The organism is Arthrobacter russicus, from assembly GCF_031454135.1.
Classification (GTDB): Bacteria; Actinomycetota; Actinomycetes; order Actinomycetales; family Micrococcaceae; genus Renibacterium; species Renibacterium russicum.
Window position 1 is genome coordinate 1,203,318 of record NZ_JAVDQF010000001.1, and the last position, 14,223, is coordinate 1,217,540.

Below are 14,223 nucleotides of genomic sequence, written 5' to 3' on the forward strand. Positions count from 1 at the left end.
CTCCGTGCCCCACTGCACTACCAGGACGTGCACCTGGAATCGGTGCTCGTGCGGCACCACCTACGACCGGTACACCGGTAGAACATTCAAAACTCAGGGCACCAGATGAGCGGCTATCAATGGGCCGGTGACACCCGAAAAATCAGCCAGCAAACACGAAACCAGACCGCCCGAAAAGAGCGGCTCATCGCCCAGTACGAAAAGGCCAAGCACGAAGCGGACCAGATGGCCCTCCAAGTACAACGGCAACGCCAACGCATCAGCCGCTACCAAGCCCAAATCGAAGCCGCCAAAACCGAAGAAAACCGAGCCCTAGCGCAACTCGAAAAACACGGCCCGTTCATCCGAGAAACCGCCTACGGCCACGCCAAAACCTTCTTCGACACCCAATACCAAGCAGGCATCAACCGCGCCCAAGCCGAAAACCATCTCCGCACAGCACACAACTCATTCCGCACCCACTGGCTCGAAAAAACCACCGCGTGAAAGGCCGTGATCCCCATCCCCTGGTTCAATGCCGATGACAAAATGCACGGACACCCCAAAGTCCGCAAAGCCGGTCTCAACGCAATCGGTCTCTGGACAGTCTGCGGCACCTACTGCACAGACTTCCTCACAGACGGCCTAGTGCCGCTCTGGTACATCCAAACCTGGCCCAACGGCACCAAACTCGCCAACCACCTAGTCCAAACCGGCTTCTGGGAAGAAGCACCAGACGGCGACTACCAATTCCTTTCATGGGACGAATACCAACGAACCCGAACCAAAGTCATAGCCGAGCGAGAAAAAGCCAGAATGCGGAAACAAAAATGGCGAGACGAACACCCCGACGCAAGCATCTAACCGAACCAATGTCACGCATGCTGTCACACCGTGACGGACGCTGTGACAGCCCCGTTCCGAACACCGTCCGTCACGCCAACCGGAACAGTGCCCAAGACCAAGACCAAGACCAAGTACTTAACTCACCTACCGCTTTTCCCAAAAAAATTGTGGAGACTTCTCCGCCATCGTCACTTAAGTAACCCGCGAGAAAACAACACGGAGGAGGAAAAATCCCATGAACTTCAGCCAAGAAACAGCCCAACACCTCACCGCAATAATCCAAGCCCAACGCCCAGCCTGGACCATCAACGGCATCATGAAAGCCCTACAAGCACTGGCCCACTCCCACACTCCAGGACAAGCCCTGGACCAAGCACTCAACGCAGCCAAAGACCAGCAAGCCAAAACACCGGCAGCAATCATCTTCGACCAATACAGGCACCAAAACCGCGCCACAAAACCGGGCACACAACCCGCTTGCGAAGACCACGAAGGCGAAACCGCGCACAACTGCCGCTGCTGCATCGCAGACGAAAAACTCGGACAACGACCCCGCGAAGCCCGAGGCAAACACCACGACCCAGGAGACCCAAAATGAACCGCATCTACGACATGACCGAAGACGACCTAGCAAAAATAGTTCTCGGAAAAACCATCACCAACATCGACACCAAAAACAACACCTGCACACTAAACGACGGAACGATTCTCGAATTCGAAGACACCTCGGATTGCTGCGCATGGTTCAGCGCGGAACTACACGCTGGACATCTCACACAGAACATGATCACCAACATCCAAGTTGAAGACAAAGCCGCAGACGATCAAGATTTCGACCAAAAATACACAATCCACGTCCTAGCAGAAGCAACCGAAGTGTTGGCAATCGATATCGAAGGAACCCCGACCAGCGGCTACTACTGCCACTCAATCAACCTCAACATCACAAGCAAGGATCAATCATGAACCGCATCAGGATCTACCAATGCAACTGCACCCACTGCACCAAAGGCCACTTCAGCGAACGCCAATGGATCGTCCAATACCCACAACCAGGACGAAACCAAGCCTCAACAAGCACCTTCTCCTACGCACAAAACATCGCAAACACCTACCTCAGAGCAACCGCAAAATGAGCGGCGAAAAGGCGGCAGGTCGTGGTCCGCGTGTGCGTAGTCGGCGGTCTGCGCGGGCTGCTGGTGCGGGGTTTGAGCGGTTGGTGGCGGATTATTTGGCGGCTGTGGTTGATGATCGGGTTGATCGTCGGGTGAAGACTGGTGCGGCTGATAAGGGCGATATTGGTGGACTCAGATTCCTTGGGCGTCGGGTGGTTGTTGAGTGTAAGAACACGAGCGTGTTGTGTTTGCCTGCGTGGACTGGTGAGGCTCGGCGTGAGGCTGCGAATGATGGTGCGGTGGTGGGTGTGGTGGTGCATAAGCGGCACGGCAAGAGCGCGGCGGGTGAGCAGTGGGTTTCGATGACGTTGGAGGACTTCGCCGCTTTGATGCGACTCGGAAACTGATGTATTTATGTATTGCTTATGAAGTGTTTTCGGAGTAGAATTGTTGTTGTCAGGTTGAGCACCAGACCCCGGAAGGAACACCATGAACACCACACCAACGATCGTCAACGTCAGTGCTTTGACCGAGCGGATCGCGGAAGTCCGCACCAGCCGCGACACCGCAGCCTGGAAATCAGCACAAGCCCTCCTCCGGTCCGACACGTCCGAAGCGCTGGACTGGGCCGAAATGGCAGCCGAAGACGACCGAGAAATGACCGCGCTCCAAGCCGAGCTGCGCACCCTGAGGCAGGCCCAAGCATGAGCAATTTTTGTCATTGCGGCCTGCGGAAGGGCGGACCGAAAGACGATCACGAACACGCCGGTTCAACTCGATGCCGTGAACACCGCAAGCGCGTAGACAACGGAGCCAGCCCCTTGCCCGGCGTCCAAAACATCACTTGGGTTGACTGCCCCGGACATTTGGAGGATGCAGCATGAACACTCACCGCACGATCAAAGCCACCGACATCCGTGTAGGCGACACCATCCAGTGGACAACCCTCGTGTGCGGAATCAGCGCGAAATGGAAAATGACGGTTTCAAGGATCGCCGCCGGGACTGTCGGGAACATTGAATTCTTCAAGGTATACAACCAACAGGGCGGCATCCGGCACTTTGACGCCGACGACGAGTTCTACCTGGTGGATCGCCCGGCCCCGAAGCTCCCCACCAAACCCGGAAGCCTCGTGTACGTCGAAGAATTCGAGGGCGAGGAGATTGAACCGCCATTCCTCGCATTCCTTGACGTAAACGGTTACTGGAATGGCGAAAGGCGCTTCCCTGGAGGCCGCGGATGCGCACTCCAGCCCGAGATCACGAAGTGGTCCCCGGCTACGGTCACCAAGGCCACACCATGAGCCGGGGCCAGCTTGCACGCACCCCAAACAACTTCCCCCGCATGAAGTACCGAGGATCTAAGCGTTGGAATCGGTCGAAAGCAATCACACTTCAGATGCTCATCAACAACTCCATATTTCGGGCGTCGTTGGCCAGGGATTACCACGTTTTTGTGCACATTTTTCCCGAAGTCAAGCGCTTCGGAAAGGGGCGGTCATGAGTCATCCGGACACGATTAGCACCTTCGAGTGGGGCGGCAAAACCTACGAAATCGACTGGCCGTATGAGCCGGAAGACGAAAAACTGCGGAACCAGTGGTTCGGTGCGATCTATCTTGACGGTGTGCAAGTCGGAGAATGCGCTTCTGGCTTCGGTGATATTTTCACCACCGAGCAGCAAGTCCTTGACGCAGCTTACGAGGTAATCGTGAGCGGCAACACTGAAGACCAAAGCCACAGATCGACAGAACAGGAGCTAGGACGATGAGCCGGGAGCACATTTTCATCGCCAGCCGGTGCATCTACTGCAACGCCGACTTCCTATGGCTGAACCTCCCGGATGTCTGCGATGCCCGCAATGACGACGAAGCACCGTTCACCTGGTCGACCAAGACTGGTGACCCATTCGCGGGGCGCGAAGTCACCACAGATCAAACGACAGAACCGGAGCCTGGCTAATGGGCATTGTCTTCCCGAACCGGGCCGGTAGCTTTACTGGGCGCTGCGACACCTGCGAATTCATTGTGGCCGAGACAGCATCTAAAAAAGCTATGGATCTAGTCCAAGCCCACGAAATCAAAGACTACCAAACGCACGAACCGGAGCCGAAGGAAAACCAATGACGGTCAAAATCGAGATCGACCACGAAGACCGGGCCTACCGGGCCGAAGTGATGACCATCGACCGGACGACCTTGGGGTTTGAAGACCACGGCATAATGACCGCCTACCTGCACTGTTCAGCCGGTTCGATCGGATGCACCCTGGGCGGCTACTTCATCCGCAATCGCTTCGGAGCCGACTTCCTGGGAACGATCCTGGAAACCCTCAAGGCTCACACCTGGGAAGAACTCAAGGGCAAACGCATCTATGTCCTTTTCGACGGGGAATCGCCATGGGGAAGCCAATCAATTGGTCTAGCAAACATTGATACGGGCGACGTGCTGATATTCGCTGATTTTTGGGAGAAAGCCAAAGCGGAGGAGAACCCATGAGTACCGAGACCAAGGCCGATTACCTGAACCTCTGGTGGGACGTGACCGGCGGCGACTGGCCCATCCCTGATGACATTCCGGCTGAGTTCGCGTGCCGCGTCCTTGAACTCGAAGGCAAGAAGCCAGCCCGCGTGGACCCGAAGCCCGGCGTGTGGATCGTCGGCAGCTACGACGAAGAAGTGAAAGCCGTCTACCAGGACGAGCTACAAGCCCGCCGGCACGCAATGGAGAACGGCCAGAACGTGTACTTCTGGAAATTCGCGGACGAGGAAAACCAATGAGCACGAGCCTGACACAGCAAGTAGCCGAAGCCCTCTACAACCTAGAGCCGCTCGTCACTGGGTACGGAGACCGGGAGCGGAAACTCACCTGGACGGAAACGCAGTACGAGGGGTACAGCGGGAAATACCTGCGTCGGGCTGAGGCGGTTCTCCCGGTCATCCTCGACGCCGCCAAAGAAGCCATTCACGACCAAAAAGTCAAGGCAGCGGTTTACGATCTGGCGTCGGTAGAAGTGATCAGCGCCTACGAAGACGTCCCTGCCGCTATTGACTCGCTAAGGACCACACCATGACTGATTACCAATTACCCGTGCTCCGACGCTTGACCGCTGACGAAGTAGAACCCGGCATGACCATCGCGGCAAAAATCGATGACCTCGTAAGAATCGGTGTTGCCGCAGAGGAGAGGGAAGGCGGCTGGCTCACACCAGAGGGGCATTGGATAGGCGAATCGGCGCACGGTTATGACTTGCTCGCTGAGGCACCGAAACCACCCGTGAAACTCCCGCAGGATAAGGGCGCGGTGATCCGCTACCGCGACCATGGAGGGCGTCAGGAAATCGCGCACCGGTTCGGTAAGTTTTTTGGCACCTGGTACGTAGACGGAAATGAGGAACTTTTCCACGACGAGGGCATTCTTGCCCGGATGAATTCCGACGGCTTCGAGGTTGCGGTCTGGACGAAACCCGAGGAGGAAGCATGACCGCCACAGCGACACTGGCCAAATACCAAGCCCTAGCCGACCAAGCCACTAGTGGGCCGTGGTCATTCCTGCCCTTAGTGAATGGGATGCCTGCCCGGACGATCTCAGCCCGGCCAGGATTCGGGACACCCACGGTCGCCTCGGTGCAAGCCGAGCCAGACGGGGCATTCATCACCGCGTCACGGTCACTTGGCCCAGCAATGGCTGCCGCGCTACAAGAAATTCTGGAATTGCATAAAAAGGACCCCGGCTCGCATCCCTACGAAGACTTGTGCACTGTCTGCGGCGACTACTACCCGTGCCCGACAGTATCCACCATCACCAAACACCTGGAGGGAAAATGAGCGCCACTGACCCGCTACGGGCCGCACTCCAAAACTGGTTGGAAACAAATCGCGAAAAGGAACATGCACGCATAAAGCTCGTGACCTTCGACGGCATAGTCATGAAGGACCGCTACTTCACAACAGACGAAGTCGCCGCACTCCTGGCTGAGCATCCGACACCAACCACCCACACCGAATACGCCGTCAAGGACCAGTCCGGCATTTTTTGGGGCCACGGAACCGACGCACTAAGAGTGGGCGACGATGCCGAACGCTACAACGGGATGCTGTTTACCCGCGAAGTGACCGACTGGGCACCTGTCAAAAACCTTTCACCCTCACCCAAACATGTAAAAAAATGGGCCGAAACTTTACATAAGGAGGAAACATGACGCCGGAGACCTGGACCGCGTGGGCCTTCGGCTTCGCTGTCGGTGCCACGCTCATCAACGCAATCTGGATCATCACCACACCAAGGAACCGGAAATGAACATGTGCCAGTGCTCCCGACCCACCCAAAACCTGATCTGCAATATCTGCCTGGACACGGACACGCACAGCCTCCGCAATCTGCTCATCGACATCCCCGAGCTGCTGGCTGAGCTGGGCACGACCACCGCCAAGCAAGATGTCACCAACCACACCGCCGGCACCGGACACGCCTACGGTTCGCGCCCGCCCATCAATCACGATTCGTACATGCTCGAAGTCGAGCTACAACACCTGTTGCTGGTGATGTGGTTGGCTACCGGTCACGAAGGCACGTACTCGTCCGCACTCGAAGCTGTACACGCCGTCCTAGGTAGGTTCGACCGTTTGGCCACCTACCAAGGCGTGCAATCACTGAAAACCCAACTCACCGACGCGAAGGCCCGGGCTGAACGGCTCATTGTCGGCTCAACAACGCGGGTCATTGTCGGTGAATGCGAATGCGGGACAACGCTCACCGCCGACGAAGACCAACAGGAAACCACGTGCGGGACGTGCTCACAAGTCTATGAAGTAGACGCCTACCGTCGCGATCGCGTCCTCAGCGCTCTCGGCGCAGAAGACCGGCTCTACCGTGCCGCCGAAGCCGTGCGACTGCTCAACAGAAACGGGGTCAGAGTCACGACCAAAGATCTCGAAAACTGGGCCAAGCACCAGCACATCACCCCAGCGGACACCGACAGCAAAGGCCGGAAACTCTACGCCCTGCACACGATTTATGCCCACACCAAGACCGCGTGAAAAGAAAACCTGTTCTAACGCTTGACAACCGACTCGAAAACATTTACCCTAAAAACGTGGGACAACTGTACCCAACTAGAGCAGAAGGCCAGCAATGACTAAGACTAGCTCTGTATCACAGGACACGCTCCAACTCATTCATTATGGCTACGTCCAAAAGGTCGACCAGGCACAAGGCGGACGGTACATCCTCACGGCTTCCCATCGCGCCAACTTTGGCGACTTCGACACCGCCATACACGAAAACCTCGCAACACTGGCAGATGAACCCGGGCGAAACATCTCCCTCGTCATCTTGACCAACAAGGGACGCAAAGCCCTCGCAAGCTAGACACCACCCCCTACCCGCTGCACAGCGGGATAAAAGCCCTGCACCTTCTGGTGTGGGGCTTTTCCCTTGACTGGCGGGTGCCCGGACATTCCGCAGGCTGCTCACCTACGACGCAACCCACAACCGCCGATCCTTTCCGGCCACCGTGGGACACCACCGCGCACCCGCCACCCCACCTGAGCACGAGCACCCCACGCAAAGGACAAGATCATGGCCCCGCAACCCCACATGTGCACCATCGGACACTACTACCACGAGCTACGCGGCACATCAGACCTGCTCCGCGACACAGTAGACCGGTGGGTCAGGGTCAGCGAGCCAGCATCCAGTGTGCTCCGCCAACTCAAAGCATGGATCGAAGACGAAGAGCTAGAACCCGATTATGAACGGTTCAAGCTCGGCATCCCGTCGCTCACCCAGTTGAAAGACCACAATCGGAACACGTGCGTGTGCATCGGGGTCTACAAATGAGCGGCATGCGAGTGTTGCCGCGCATTCCGAAACTATCCCCTGCCGCTAAGAACCTGCGCATCCTCGTTTTCGACATCGAAACCGCCCCTCACCTGGTGCATGCTTGGGGGCTGTTCAAGCAAAACGTTTCGTTGAATCAGATCATTGAACCGGGCAAGGTCTTCGCGTTCGCGTACAAATGGGTCGGCACCGGTAGGACCATGTTCGCGTCCGAGCAATCCCACGGACACGAAGGCATGGTGCAGCTCGCTTGGGACCTGTTCGACGAAGCTGACATCGTGATCGGATACAACAGCGCACCATTCGACATCCCGCACATGCAACGCGAATTCCTCCTCGCCGGGCTCACCCCGCCGAAACCGTTCAAGCAAATCGACCTGCTGAAGACGATCCGGAAGCAATTCAATTTCGCGTCTGGGAAACTCGACTGGGTCGCACAATCACTGGGCATCGGTCACAAGACCCACCATGAAGGTCACATGCTATGGCGGCGCTGCCTCGACGGCGACCCGAAGGCTTGGGCCAAAATGGGCACCTACGCCAAGCAAGACGTTGCCCTGACCGAAAAGCTCTACCACTACCTGCTGCCCTGGCTCACGAACGCCCCACACCTGGGGCAAATGAGCCGCGACGAACATTCATGCCCGTACTGCGGCGGGAAACGACTCCGGCGTGACGGCACAACTCATGCTTTCGTCACGTCATACAGGCTGTACGAGTGCCTGAACTGTCATGCCTGGATTCGAGGAACGAAAAAGCTCCAAGACGCCACGACGACCCGACCGGCGACCATCAACTAAGGGGCGGCTTATCTCCCGGCCACTGGGTCATGTGGTATGCAACGCTCCGGGGTTGGATCCTTCCACAGCAACCCATGGGCGTTGCAATTCTGTCGGCTTGGTGAAGTGGTATCACGGCGGTCTCCAAAACCGCAGTCAGGCGTTCGATTCGCCTAGCCCTCGCGAACACAAATCGTCCTCCCCACCAGTGAACCGCACCATCTGAAGCGGCAGCCAAAGCGGAGAGAGACCGAACCGGCAAAGCGTCCAGCCCGGTAGCACAACCTTGACGCACACACTTCCACAGAGCAGGAGACCGCAAATGTCCATGCACACGAAGCGAGCACTTGAAGCAGCAGTGGCCGCTCATCTTGCCGACGAATGCGACGATGCTTACCTGACCGGTTACGTCATTCAGATTGTTGGCATAGAGCCTTTGGCTGAGCACGAAAACAGCGAGGTCTACCTCACCGCTTTCATGGACTCGTTGCCTTATCACGCCGGAGTTGGGCTGTCCCAGATGCTGGGCCGCTATTTCGACGCTTCATTCGTCTACGGCCCGCAAGAAGAAGACCATGATCTATGACCGGCGGATGGGTCAAGTAGGCATCGTCCTGCGCGCCCGCAAATGGTCGACCGGCTGGTGGGTGGAGAAGATCACGAAATCCCCAGCACACCATGTGGTGATCCACATCGGGTCCGGAAGCTGCATCAGCGCCGAACCCGGCGGTGTTCGCATCCGTAGGAACGACCGATACAAGCACATCATCTGGACTGACTTCGACCTCACCGACGAACAAAAGCACAGCATGTACTGGCTTGCGATCGGCAGACAAGGCATCCCCTACAACTACCCCGCTTTCCTCGTACTCGGCCTCGAATTCCTTACCGGTCTTCCCGCGCCTGGGTGGGTAGCGGATCGGGTCAACGGACTCAACCGGGAAACCTGCTCCCAACTCGCCCACGACATCTACCACGCTGTAGGGCTCAACCCGGCCCTGCACGCCCACATAATCGCTCCCGCCCACTGGTACAGGCTCGCCCAACACGAAGGCTGGACAAACACCACCAAGTAGCCCAGGAGGCTCAACGTGGCTAATCCCAACCCCCTCACGAAGCAAGAACAAGCCCAAATACGTTCCATGTGCGACGAAGGCGTTTCCCGAAACGAGATAGCACGCCGGCTGGACCGATCCCGCTCAACCATCACAAGCTTCTGCTCCCGCCACGGCATCAAGTTTGACGGAACGATCCCCGAAGCAATGGCCAAAGCAGCGGCTATCAACGTGAAAGAACGCCAAGTCGCTGCGCGTGAGCGACGCTTGGAGATCATGGAGCTAGAGGACGAACGCCAATTGCGCGTTCTCAAAGGACAAAGCATCTGGACCACTAGGGTCAAAACCTCAGGTGGTGGAGAGAGATGGGACGAAGTAACTTTCATCCCAGCCGATGATGCTCAACGTAACGCAACGGCGGCAGCAGCGCATACAAGCGCGTTCAAGAACCTCGCACCCCTCGAAGTTGAAGTCGGTTTGCAAGAAGCCTCATCCATGTTGGATAAGGTGATCAGCGCCCTTGGCGTACCCGATGAATGATGCGATCAGCCCGAAGCAGTCGGCGTTCATCAAAGGCTCTTCTGCCCGGGTGAATGTGTGTGAGGGTTCGATCCGTTCAGGCAAGACGATCATAACTTTGTTGCGTTGGCTGATCTATGTGAATCGTGCGCCACGTGGTGGTGAGCTAGTCATGATCGGGCGCACACGCGATGCCGTGTGGCGTAACTGCGTTGGACCCATGCAAAACCCTGCCCTGTTCGGCTCTGCTGCCTCGCAGGTTGTTGGCAACTATGGTGCACCAACGGTGAAAATCCTTGGTCGGGTTGTGCATGTCCTTGGTGCCTCAGACACGAAGGCCGAAAAGGTCATTCGCGGCATGACCGTGGCCGGTTCTTATGTTGATGAGCTGACCGTCATCCCTGAGGAGTTCTTTACCCAGCTTCTCGGGCGCATGTCAGTACCTAAGGCGAAACTCTTCGGCACCACAAACCCGGACAACCCTGGACACTGGTTGAAAACAAAGTTCCTCGACCGCATCAACGACTTGGTTGATTGGACTGCCTGGCACTTCACCTTGGATGACAATCCCGCACTGACTGAAGAGTACAAAGCATCGATCAGGAACGAATTCACCGGCCTCTGGTACCGGCGCTTCATCCTTGGCGAATGGTGCGTTGCTGAGGGCGCGGTCTATGACATGTGGGAGCCATCAAAGCATGTTGTGGCGTGGCAAGACTTGCCACCCATGCGTCGTCTCATCTCAGTAGGTATTGACTACGGAACCCAGCACCCAACTGTTGCTGTTCTTTTGGGCCTCGGATACGACCGCCGACTGTATCTCATCGATGAATTGCGTCTTGACCCCGCGTTGTCCCAAGTGCGACTAAACGACGCCAAACAATCAGCTGAGATACGCGCCTGGCTTGCCAAGGATCACCTGCCGGAACCGTCCGGCCTCAAACCCGAATGGATCATCGCCGACCAAGCCGGGGCATCTCTCCGAACCCAGTTAGCCGATGACGGGATCATTACCCAGGGCGCCGATAAAGCAGTCTCGTACGGGCTCTCAACGATCGCCTGGCTGCTCGGTGAGGGACAGCTGTTCATCAGCGACCGCTGCCCCGGAGTGATCAAAGAAATCCCAGGCTATTCGTGGGACCCGAAAGCCGCCGAAAAAGGCGACGACAAGCCCATCAAAACCAATGACGACTCTCTCGATGCGATGCGCTACGCAATCATCACCACCGAATCGCAATGGCGATCAGAACTACTCACCAACCAACCTATCGCCGCGTAGAAGGGGTCACTATGGCTTTGCCAACCAGTAGCCAGTCATGGCCCCCGAACCAGCTCAGCCGCATTCTGCCCAGTATGGGCGTTTGGTCTGCGTGGTGGGCGGGCGACGCTGACATGCTTTCCTCCGTTTACGGCGGTGCGACGGGCTCAGATCCGACAAGCACCGGGTTTTTCGCTTCAGATCATGGCGGCTTCCGCGCCACGGTGGGACGGGCCTTGACTCGCTGGTTTTGGGGTGAATCATCGCGTGGGCCGGATCGGCGGGTGAAACTGCACGTTCCGATCGCTGCGGAGTTGTGCCAGGCGTCGGCCGATTTGCTGTTCGCCGAACCCGTCACCATGCGTGTTGATGATCAGAAGACGCAGGAACGCATCAACGAACTTGCCAACGACTATCTGCACGCTGAGCTTGCCGAAGCTGCGGAAGTCGGTGCAGCCCTTGGCGGGGTTTTCCTGCGCATCGCATGGGATCTGAAGAACTCGCCCAACGCCCCGTTCTTGACCCACGTTGACGCGGATCAGGCGATCCCGGAATTCGCTTGGGGGAAGCTCACCGCAGTGACGTTCTGGCAGGTCGTAAAACGCGACGGGAAACGTGTCTACCGGCATCTTGAACGTCACGAAACGAACGATCAGGGTGTTGGCATCATTCTTCACGGGTTGTATGAAGGTGAAGAAGACAAGCTAGGTCGGCCCGTTCCACTCACCGACTCAGAGGTGACCGCCGCATTGGCGTCTCACGTTGACGCGTTTGGCATCATCTCGTCTGAGTCAGAAGGACTTTGCGTAGCATACGTCCCTAACCAACAGCCGAACCGGCGGTGGCGAACTGACCCCCTAGGCCGCAACCTCGGACGCTCAGACCTGGACGGGGTTGAACAGCTCATGGACGCCCTCGATGAGGTCATGACCTCATGGATGCGTGACGTTCGGCTGGGTAAAGCTCGGATCATGATCGCGAAATCGTTGCTTCAGAACGTCGGGCCCGGCAACGGTTCGGCGTTCAACGCCGAACAAGAGGCGTACTCGTCCTTGAACATGCTCGGCTCATCATCCAGCGAGGGCGCACCAAAACTCGGCGACATGATCGAACAGGTTCAGTTCAAGATACGGGTTGAAGAACACCGTGCGACCTATATGCAGTTAGTCCAAGACATTCTCCGCATGGCCGGGTACTCGTCCGAGACCTTCGGGTTGTACGAGGGCGGCGGAGCTATCAAGACGGCGACTGAAGTCGAAGCGAAACAACAGCGTTCGTTGTTGACGCGTGACCGGAAGATCAGATTGTGGCGCCCTTCGATCGCCGAAATCGTAGAGAAGCTTCTGCGCGTCGATAAAGCCCTTTTCGGAACCGACGTGACTCCCTCGAAACCGGACGTGAATTTCACAGACGGGGTTCAAGAATCGCAGCTTTCGCTAGCGCAAACAGTGTTGGCATTGCGAAACGCTTACGCGGCATCGGATGAAGTCATCGTCGGCATGGTTCACCCGGACTGGGAAGCAGACGAGATCGCAAAGGAAGTCGGGAAGATCGCAGCGTTACGCCAAGGCGGCAACCTCCCGGACCCGATGTTTTTGCATCCTAATGACGGGAGCCTAAGCGATGGCCCAGACACAGGAAACGCAGATTCAGCAACAAGGGTTGCCGGCAACAGTCGATAGTCTTGCGCTTGCTGTTGTCGTGGTCTATCAGGGTGCCGAGACGGAGCTGATTGTGGGTTCGGGTCGGTTGATCGCTCAGACCATCCGGAGTCCGGACGAAGCACCCTATCTGTTGGGTCGGCTGCAAACTCTGGCCTCTAGCATTCGCGACCGAGTTCGGGGCGCGGTGCTGGACCTTGCGACACAGGTAGTCGATGAAGCTTCACGTAATGGCAATTTGACTGCTATGCGTGAGATTCGACAGCTAGCCGGCACCGGGACGACGCTTGGTCCGGGCTGGCTTCCGCATGATGTGAATAGTGCTCGATTGATGGCTGAAGACCTGGCTCGGCGCTTGGATGCTGCCGCATTACGGATGACCCGGTTCGCCGATGACGCCTACCGGGCCGCAACCACGAGTGCGGCCTTAGCGCAGATACTCGACAAGGCGACCCCGGCAGAGGCACAAGCACAAGCTTGGCGGGAACTTTCCGCGAAAGGCGTCACAGGGTTCACGGACAAGGCTGGGCGGGAGTGGAACCTTTCCTCGTATGTGGAAATGGCTACCCGGACCGCCACGCAGAAAGCCTTCAATGCTTCGCACAAGGACCGTCTAACCCAGGCCGGGATCGTCTATTTCACGATCTCCACGACCGGCCGGCCGTGCCCATTATGCGCCCCGTGGGAAGGCCGGGTACTCGCCGATGCGGGCAAAGGCGTCGCAACCGAAGATGGGTTCACGTTCGAAATCGCGGCGACTGTCGAAGAAGCCACAGCAACCGGGTTGTTCCACCCGAACTGCAAACACACCTTGTCCGCCTTCCTTCCAGGTTCCACAGTTCTCCGGAAGAACACCTGGACCAAGGCTGATGAAGACCAGTACAAGGCCACCCAGAAACTACGTGCGATTGAGCGCCAGATCAGGACCGACCGACTCGTGTACGCCTCAGCGGTCACTGACCTGGAAAAAGCCCGTGCGCGTCGCTCGCTGCGCGAGCATGTAGCCCTGGCCAAAGCCTACGCAGACCAAAACAACCTGCTCTATCGTGCTCGCCGAACGTCGATCGACCTCGGCAACCGACCATAAGTTGTATAGCCCTTTCGTAAGCTACCCACTAAAAACTGATGGCCCGTCCTGGTGGCGGGTTTTTCATGCCTGAAAACAGCCCAGGAG

The 14,223-nt window shown here is 57.4% G+C and carries 22 protein-coding genes; all 22 read left to right on the forward strand.

Translation table 11 applies throughout. From position 1 onward, the window contains the following. The first annotated feature begins 105 nt into the window (after positions 1-105). The 22 genes from JOE69_RS05615 (at position 106) to JOE69_RS05720 (ending at position 14,136) form a co-directional block, all read left to right on the forward strand. Positions 106-486, forward strand: coding sequence for a hypothetical protein (locus JOE69_RS05615; RefSeq protein WP_309796797.1), 381 nt, complete (start codon positions 106-108; stop codon positions 484-486). 6 nt (positions 487-492) lie between these two features. Then, positions 493-843, forward strand: coding sequence for a hypothetical protein (locus JOE69_RS05620; RefSeq protein ID WP_309796799.1), 351 nt, complete (start codon positions 493-495; stop codon positions 841-843). A 217-nt stretch (positions 844-1,060) separates the two neighbouring features. Next, the gene (locus JOE69_RS05625) at positions 1,061-1,423 is read left to right on the forward strand and encodes a hypothetical protein (RefSeq protein WP_309796800.1); all 363 of its coding nucleotides are present in this window, start codon (positions 1,061-1,063) and stop codon (positions 1,421-1,423) included. Next, entirely contained in the window at positions 1,420-1,791 is a 372-nt protein-coding gene (locus JOE69_RS05630) for a DUF7448 domain-containing protein (protein ID WP_309796803.1), read from the forward strand. The genes JOE69_RS05625 and JOE69_RS05630 overlap by 4 nt, the downstream gene beginning before the upstream one ends. A 638-nt stretch (positions 1,792-2,429) precedes the next feature. Further along, entirely contained in the window at positions 2,430-2,648 is a 219-nt protein-coding gene (locus JOE69_RS05635; RefSeq protein WP_309796805.1) for a hypothetical protein, read from the forward strand. A gap of 172 nt (positions 2,649-2,820) precedes the next feature. Continuing rightward, positions 2,821-3,243, forward strand: a complete 423-nt coding sequence (locus JOE69_RS05640; protein WP_309796808.1) for a hypothetical protein — start codon at positions 2,821-2,823, stop codon at positions 3,241-3,243. A gap of 64 nt (positions 3,244-3,307) precedes the next feature. Then, entirely contained in the window at positions 3,308-3,709 is a 402-nt protein-coding gene (locus JOE69_RS05645) for a hypothetical protein (protein ID WP_309796810.1), read from the forward strand. Further along, entirely contained in the window at positions 3,706-3,900 is a 195-nt protein-coding gene (locus JOE69_RS05650) for a hypothetical protein (protein WP_309796811.1), read from the forward strand. The genes JOE69_RS05645 and JOE69_RS05650 overlap by 4 nt, the downstream gene beginning before the upstream one ends. A gap of 160 nt (positions 3,901-4,060) precedes the next feature. Further along, entirely contained in the window at positions 4,061-4,435 is a 375-nt protein-coding gene (locus tag JOE69_RS05655) for a hypothetical protein (protein ID WP_309796813.1), read from the forward strand. Further along, complete coding sequence (locus JOE69_RS05660) at positions 4,432-4,716, forward strand: hypothetical protein (RefSeq protein ID WP_309796815.1); 285 nt, start codon at positions 4,432-4,434, stop codon at positions 4,714-4,716. Before JOE69_RS05655 ends, JOE69_RS05660 begins: the two co-directional genes overlap by 4 nt. Next, positions 4,713-5,009: a hypothetical protein gene (locus tag JOE69_RS05665; RefSeq protein WP_309796817.1), complete on the forward strand. Its 297-nt coding sequence runs from the start codon at positions 4,713-4,715 to the stop codon at positions 5,007-5,009. The genes JOE69_RS05660 and JOE69_RS05665 overlap by 4 nt, the downstream gene beginning before the upstream one ends. Beyond that, positions 5,006-5,419: a hypothetical protein gene (locus tag JOE69_RS05670; protein WP_309796819.1), complete on the forward strand. Its 414-nt coding sequence runs from the start codon at positions 5,006-5,008 to the stop codon at positions 5,417-5,419. The genes JOE69_RS05665 and JOE69_RS05670 overlap by 4 nt, the downstream gene beginning before the upstream one ends. 340 nt (positions 5,420-5,759) lie before the next feature. Next, positions 5,760-6,137 carry a hypothetical protein gene (locus JOE69_RS05675; protein ID WP_309796821.1) on the forward strand — a complete coding sequence of 126 codons (378 nt, stop codon included), beginning with the start codon at positions 5,760-5,762 and terminating at the stop codon, positions 6,135-6,137. Between the two features lie 94 nt (positions 6,138-6,231). Beyond that, positions 6,232-6,975 (forward strand): hypothetical protein, encoded by a 744-nt coding sequence (locus tag JOE69_RS05680; protein WP_309796822.1) that lies wholly within the window; start codon positions 6,232-6,234, stop codon positions 6,973-6,975. Positions 6,976-7,516: 541 nt separating this feature from the next. Further along, positions 7,517-7,777, forward strand: coding sequence for a hypothetical protein (locus JOE69_RS05685; RefSeq protein ID WP_309796824.1), 261 nt, complete (start codon positions 7,517-7,519; stop codon positions 7,775-7,777). Continuing rightward, positions 7,774-8,577, forward strand: a complete 804-nt coding sequence (locus JOE69_RS05690; protein ID WP_309796828.1) for a ribonuclease H-like domain-containing protein — start codon at positions 7,774-7,776, stop codon at positions 8,575-8,577. Before JOE69_RS05685 ends, JOE69_RS05690 begins: the two co-directional genes overlap by 4 nt. A gap of 301 nt (positions 8,578-8,878) precedes the next feature. Next, positions 8,879-9,142 (forward strand): hypothetical protein, encoded by a 264-nt coding sequence (locus JOE69_RS05695; RefSeq protein ID WP_309796830.1) that lies wholly within the window; start codon positions 8,879-8,881, stop codon positions 9,140-9,142. After that, the gene (locus tag JOE69_RS05700) at positions 9,132-9,632 is read left to right on the forward strand and encodes a hypothetical protein (protein WP_309796831.1); all 501 of its coding nucleotides are present in this window, start codon (positions 9,132-9,134) and stop codon (positions 9,630-9,632) included. Before JOE69_RS05695 ends, JOE69_RS05700 begins: the two co-directional genes overlap by 11 nt. Before the next feature lie 15 nt (positions 9,633-9,647). Next, complete coding sequence (locus tag JOE69_RS05705) at positions 9,648-10,151, forward strand: helix-turn-helix domain-containing protein (protein WP_309796833.1); 504 nt, start codon at positions 9,648-9,650, stop codon at positions 10,149-10,151. Next, positions 10,144-11,409 (forward strand): PBSX family phage terminase large subunit, encoded by a 1,266-nt coding sequence (locus JOE69_RS05710; protein ID WP_309796835.1) that lies wholly within the window; start codon positions 10,144-10,146, stop codon positions 11,407-11,409. The genes JOE69_RS05705 and JOE69_RS05710 overlap by 8 nt, the downstream gene beginning before the upstream one ends. Positions 11,410-11,420: 11 nt before the next feature. Continuing rightward, positions 11,421-13,070 (forward strand): phage portal protein, encoded by a 1,650-nt coding sequence (locus JOE69_RS05715; RefSeq protein WP_309796836.1) that lies wholly within the window; start codon positions 11,421-11,423, stop codon positions 13,068-13,070. After that, a complete protein-coding gene (locus JOE69_RS05720; protein ID WP_309796838.1) occupies positions 13,012-14,136 on the forward strand; it encodes a phage minor capsid protein in 1,125 nt (374 codons plus the stop codon). The genes JOE69_RS05715 and JOE69_RS05720 overlap by 59 nt, the downstream gene beginning before the upstream one ends. The last annotated feature ends 87 nt before the right edge of the window (positions 14,137-14,223 follow it).

What these genes read in the sequence shown, in the direction of transcription:
- JOE69_RS05615 (WP_309796797.1), top strand. Translation starts at nt 106, where the DNA reads ATGAGCGGCTATCAATGGGCCGGTGACACCCGAAAAATCAGCCAGCAA.
- JOE69_RS05625 (WP_309796800.1), top strand. Translation starts at nt 1,061, where the DNA reads ATGAACTTCAGCCAAGAAACAGCCCAACACCTCACCGCAATAATCCAA.
- JOE69_RS05630 (WP_309796803.1), top strand. Translation starts at nt 1,420, where the DNA reads ATGAACCGCATCTACGACATGACCGAAGACGACCTAGCAAAAATAGTT.
- JOE69_RS05635 (WP_309796805.1), top strand. Translation starts at nt 2,430, where the DNA reads ATGAACACCACACCAACGATCGTCAACGTCAGTGCTTTGACCGAGCGG.
- JOE69_RS05640 (WP_309796808.1), top strand. Translation starts at nt 2,821, where the DNA reads ATGAACACTCACCGCACGATCAAAGCCACCGACATCCGTGTAGGCGAC.
- JOE69_RS05650 (WP_309796811.1), top strand. Translation starts at nt 3,706, where the DNA reads ATGAGCCGGGAGCACATTTTCATCGCCAGCCGGTGCATCTACTGCAAC.
- JOE69_RS05655 (WP_309796813.1), top strand. Translation starts at nt 4,061, where the DNA reads ATGACGGTCAAAATCGAGATCGACCACGAAGACCGGGCCTACCGGGCC.
- JOE69_RS05660 (WP_309796815.1), top strand. Translation starts at nt 4,432, where the DNA reads ATGAGTACCGAGACCAAGGCCGATTACCTGAACCTCTGGTGGGACGTG.
- JOE69_RS05665 (WP_309796817.1), top strand. Translation starts at nt 4,713, where the DNA reads ATGAGCACGAGCCTGACACAGCAAGTAGCCGAAGCCCTCTACAACCTA.
- JOE69_RS05670 (WP_309796819.1), top strand. Translation starts at nt 5,006, where the DNA reads ATGACTGATTACCAATTACCCGTGCTCCGACGCTTGACCGCTGACGAA.
- JOE69_RS05675 (WP_309796821.1), top strand. Translation starts at nt 5,760, where the DNA reads ATGAGCGCCACTGACCCGCTACGGGCCGCACTCCAAAACTGGTTGGAA.
- JOE69_RS05680 (WP_309796822.1), top strand. Translation starts at nt 6,232, where the DNA reads ATGAACATGTGCCAGTGCTCCCGACCCACCCAAAACCTGATCTGCAAT.
- JOE69_RS05685 (WP_309796824.1), top strand. Translation starts at nt 7,517, where the DNA reads ATGGCCCCGCAACCCCACATGTGCACCATCGGACACTACTACCACGAG.
- JOE69_RS05690 (WP_309796828.1), top strand. Translation starts at nt 7,774, where the DNA reads ATGAGCGGCATGCGAGTGTTGCCGCGCATTCCGAAACTATCCCCTGCC.
- JOE69_RS05695 (WP_309796830.1), top strand. Translation starts at nt 8,879, where the DNA reads ATGTCCATGCACACGAAGCGAGCACTTGAAGCAGCAGTGGCCGCTCAT.
- JOE69_RS05700 (WP_309796831.1), top strand. Translation starts at nt 9,132, where the DNA reads ATGATCTATGACCGGCGGATGGGTCAAGTAGGCATCGTCCTGCGCGCC.
- JOE69_RS05710 (WP_309796835.1), top strand. Translation starts at nt 10,144, where the DNA reads ATGAATGATGCGATCAGCCCGAAGCAGTCGGCGTTCATCAAAGGCTCT.
- JOE69_RS05715 (WP_309796836.1), top strand. Translation starts at nt 11,421, where the DNA reads ATGGCTTTGCCAACCAGTAGCCAGTCATGGCCCCCGAACCAGCTCAGC.
- JOE69_RS05720 (WP_309796838.1), top strand. Translation starts at nt 13,012, where the DNA reads ATGGCCCAGACACAGGAAACGCAGATTCAGCAACAAGGGTTGCCGGCA.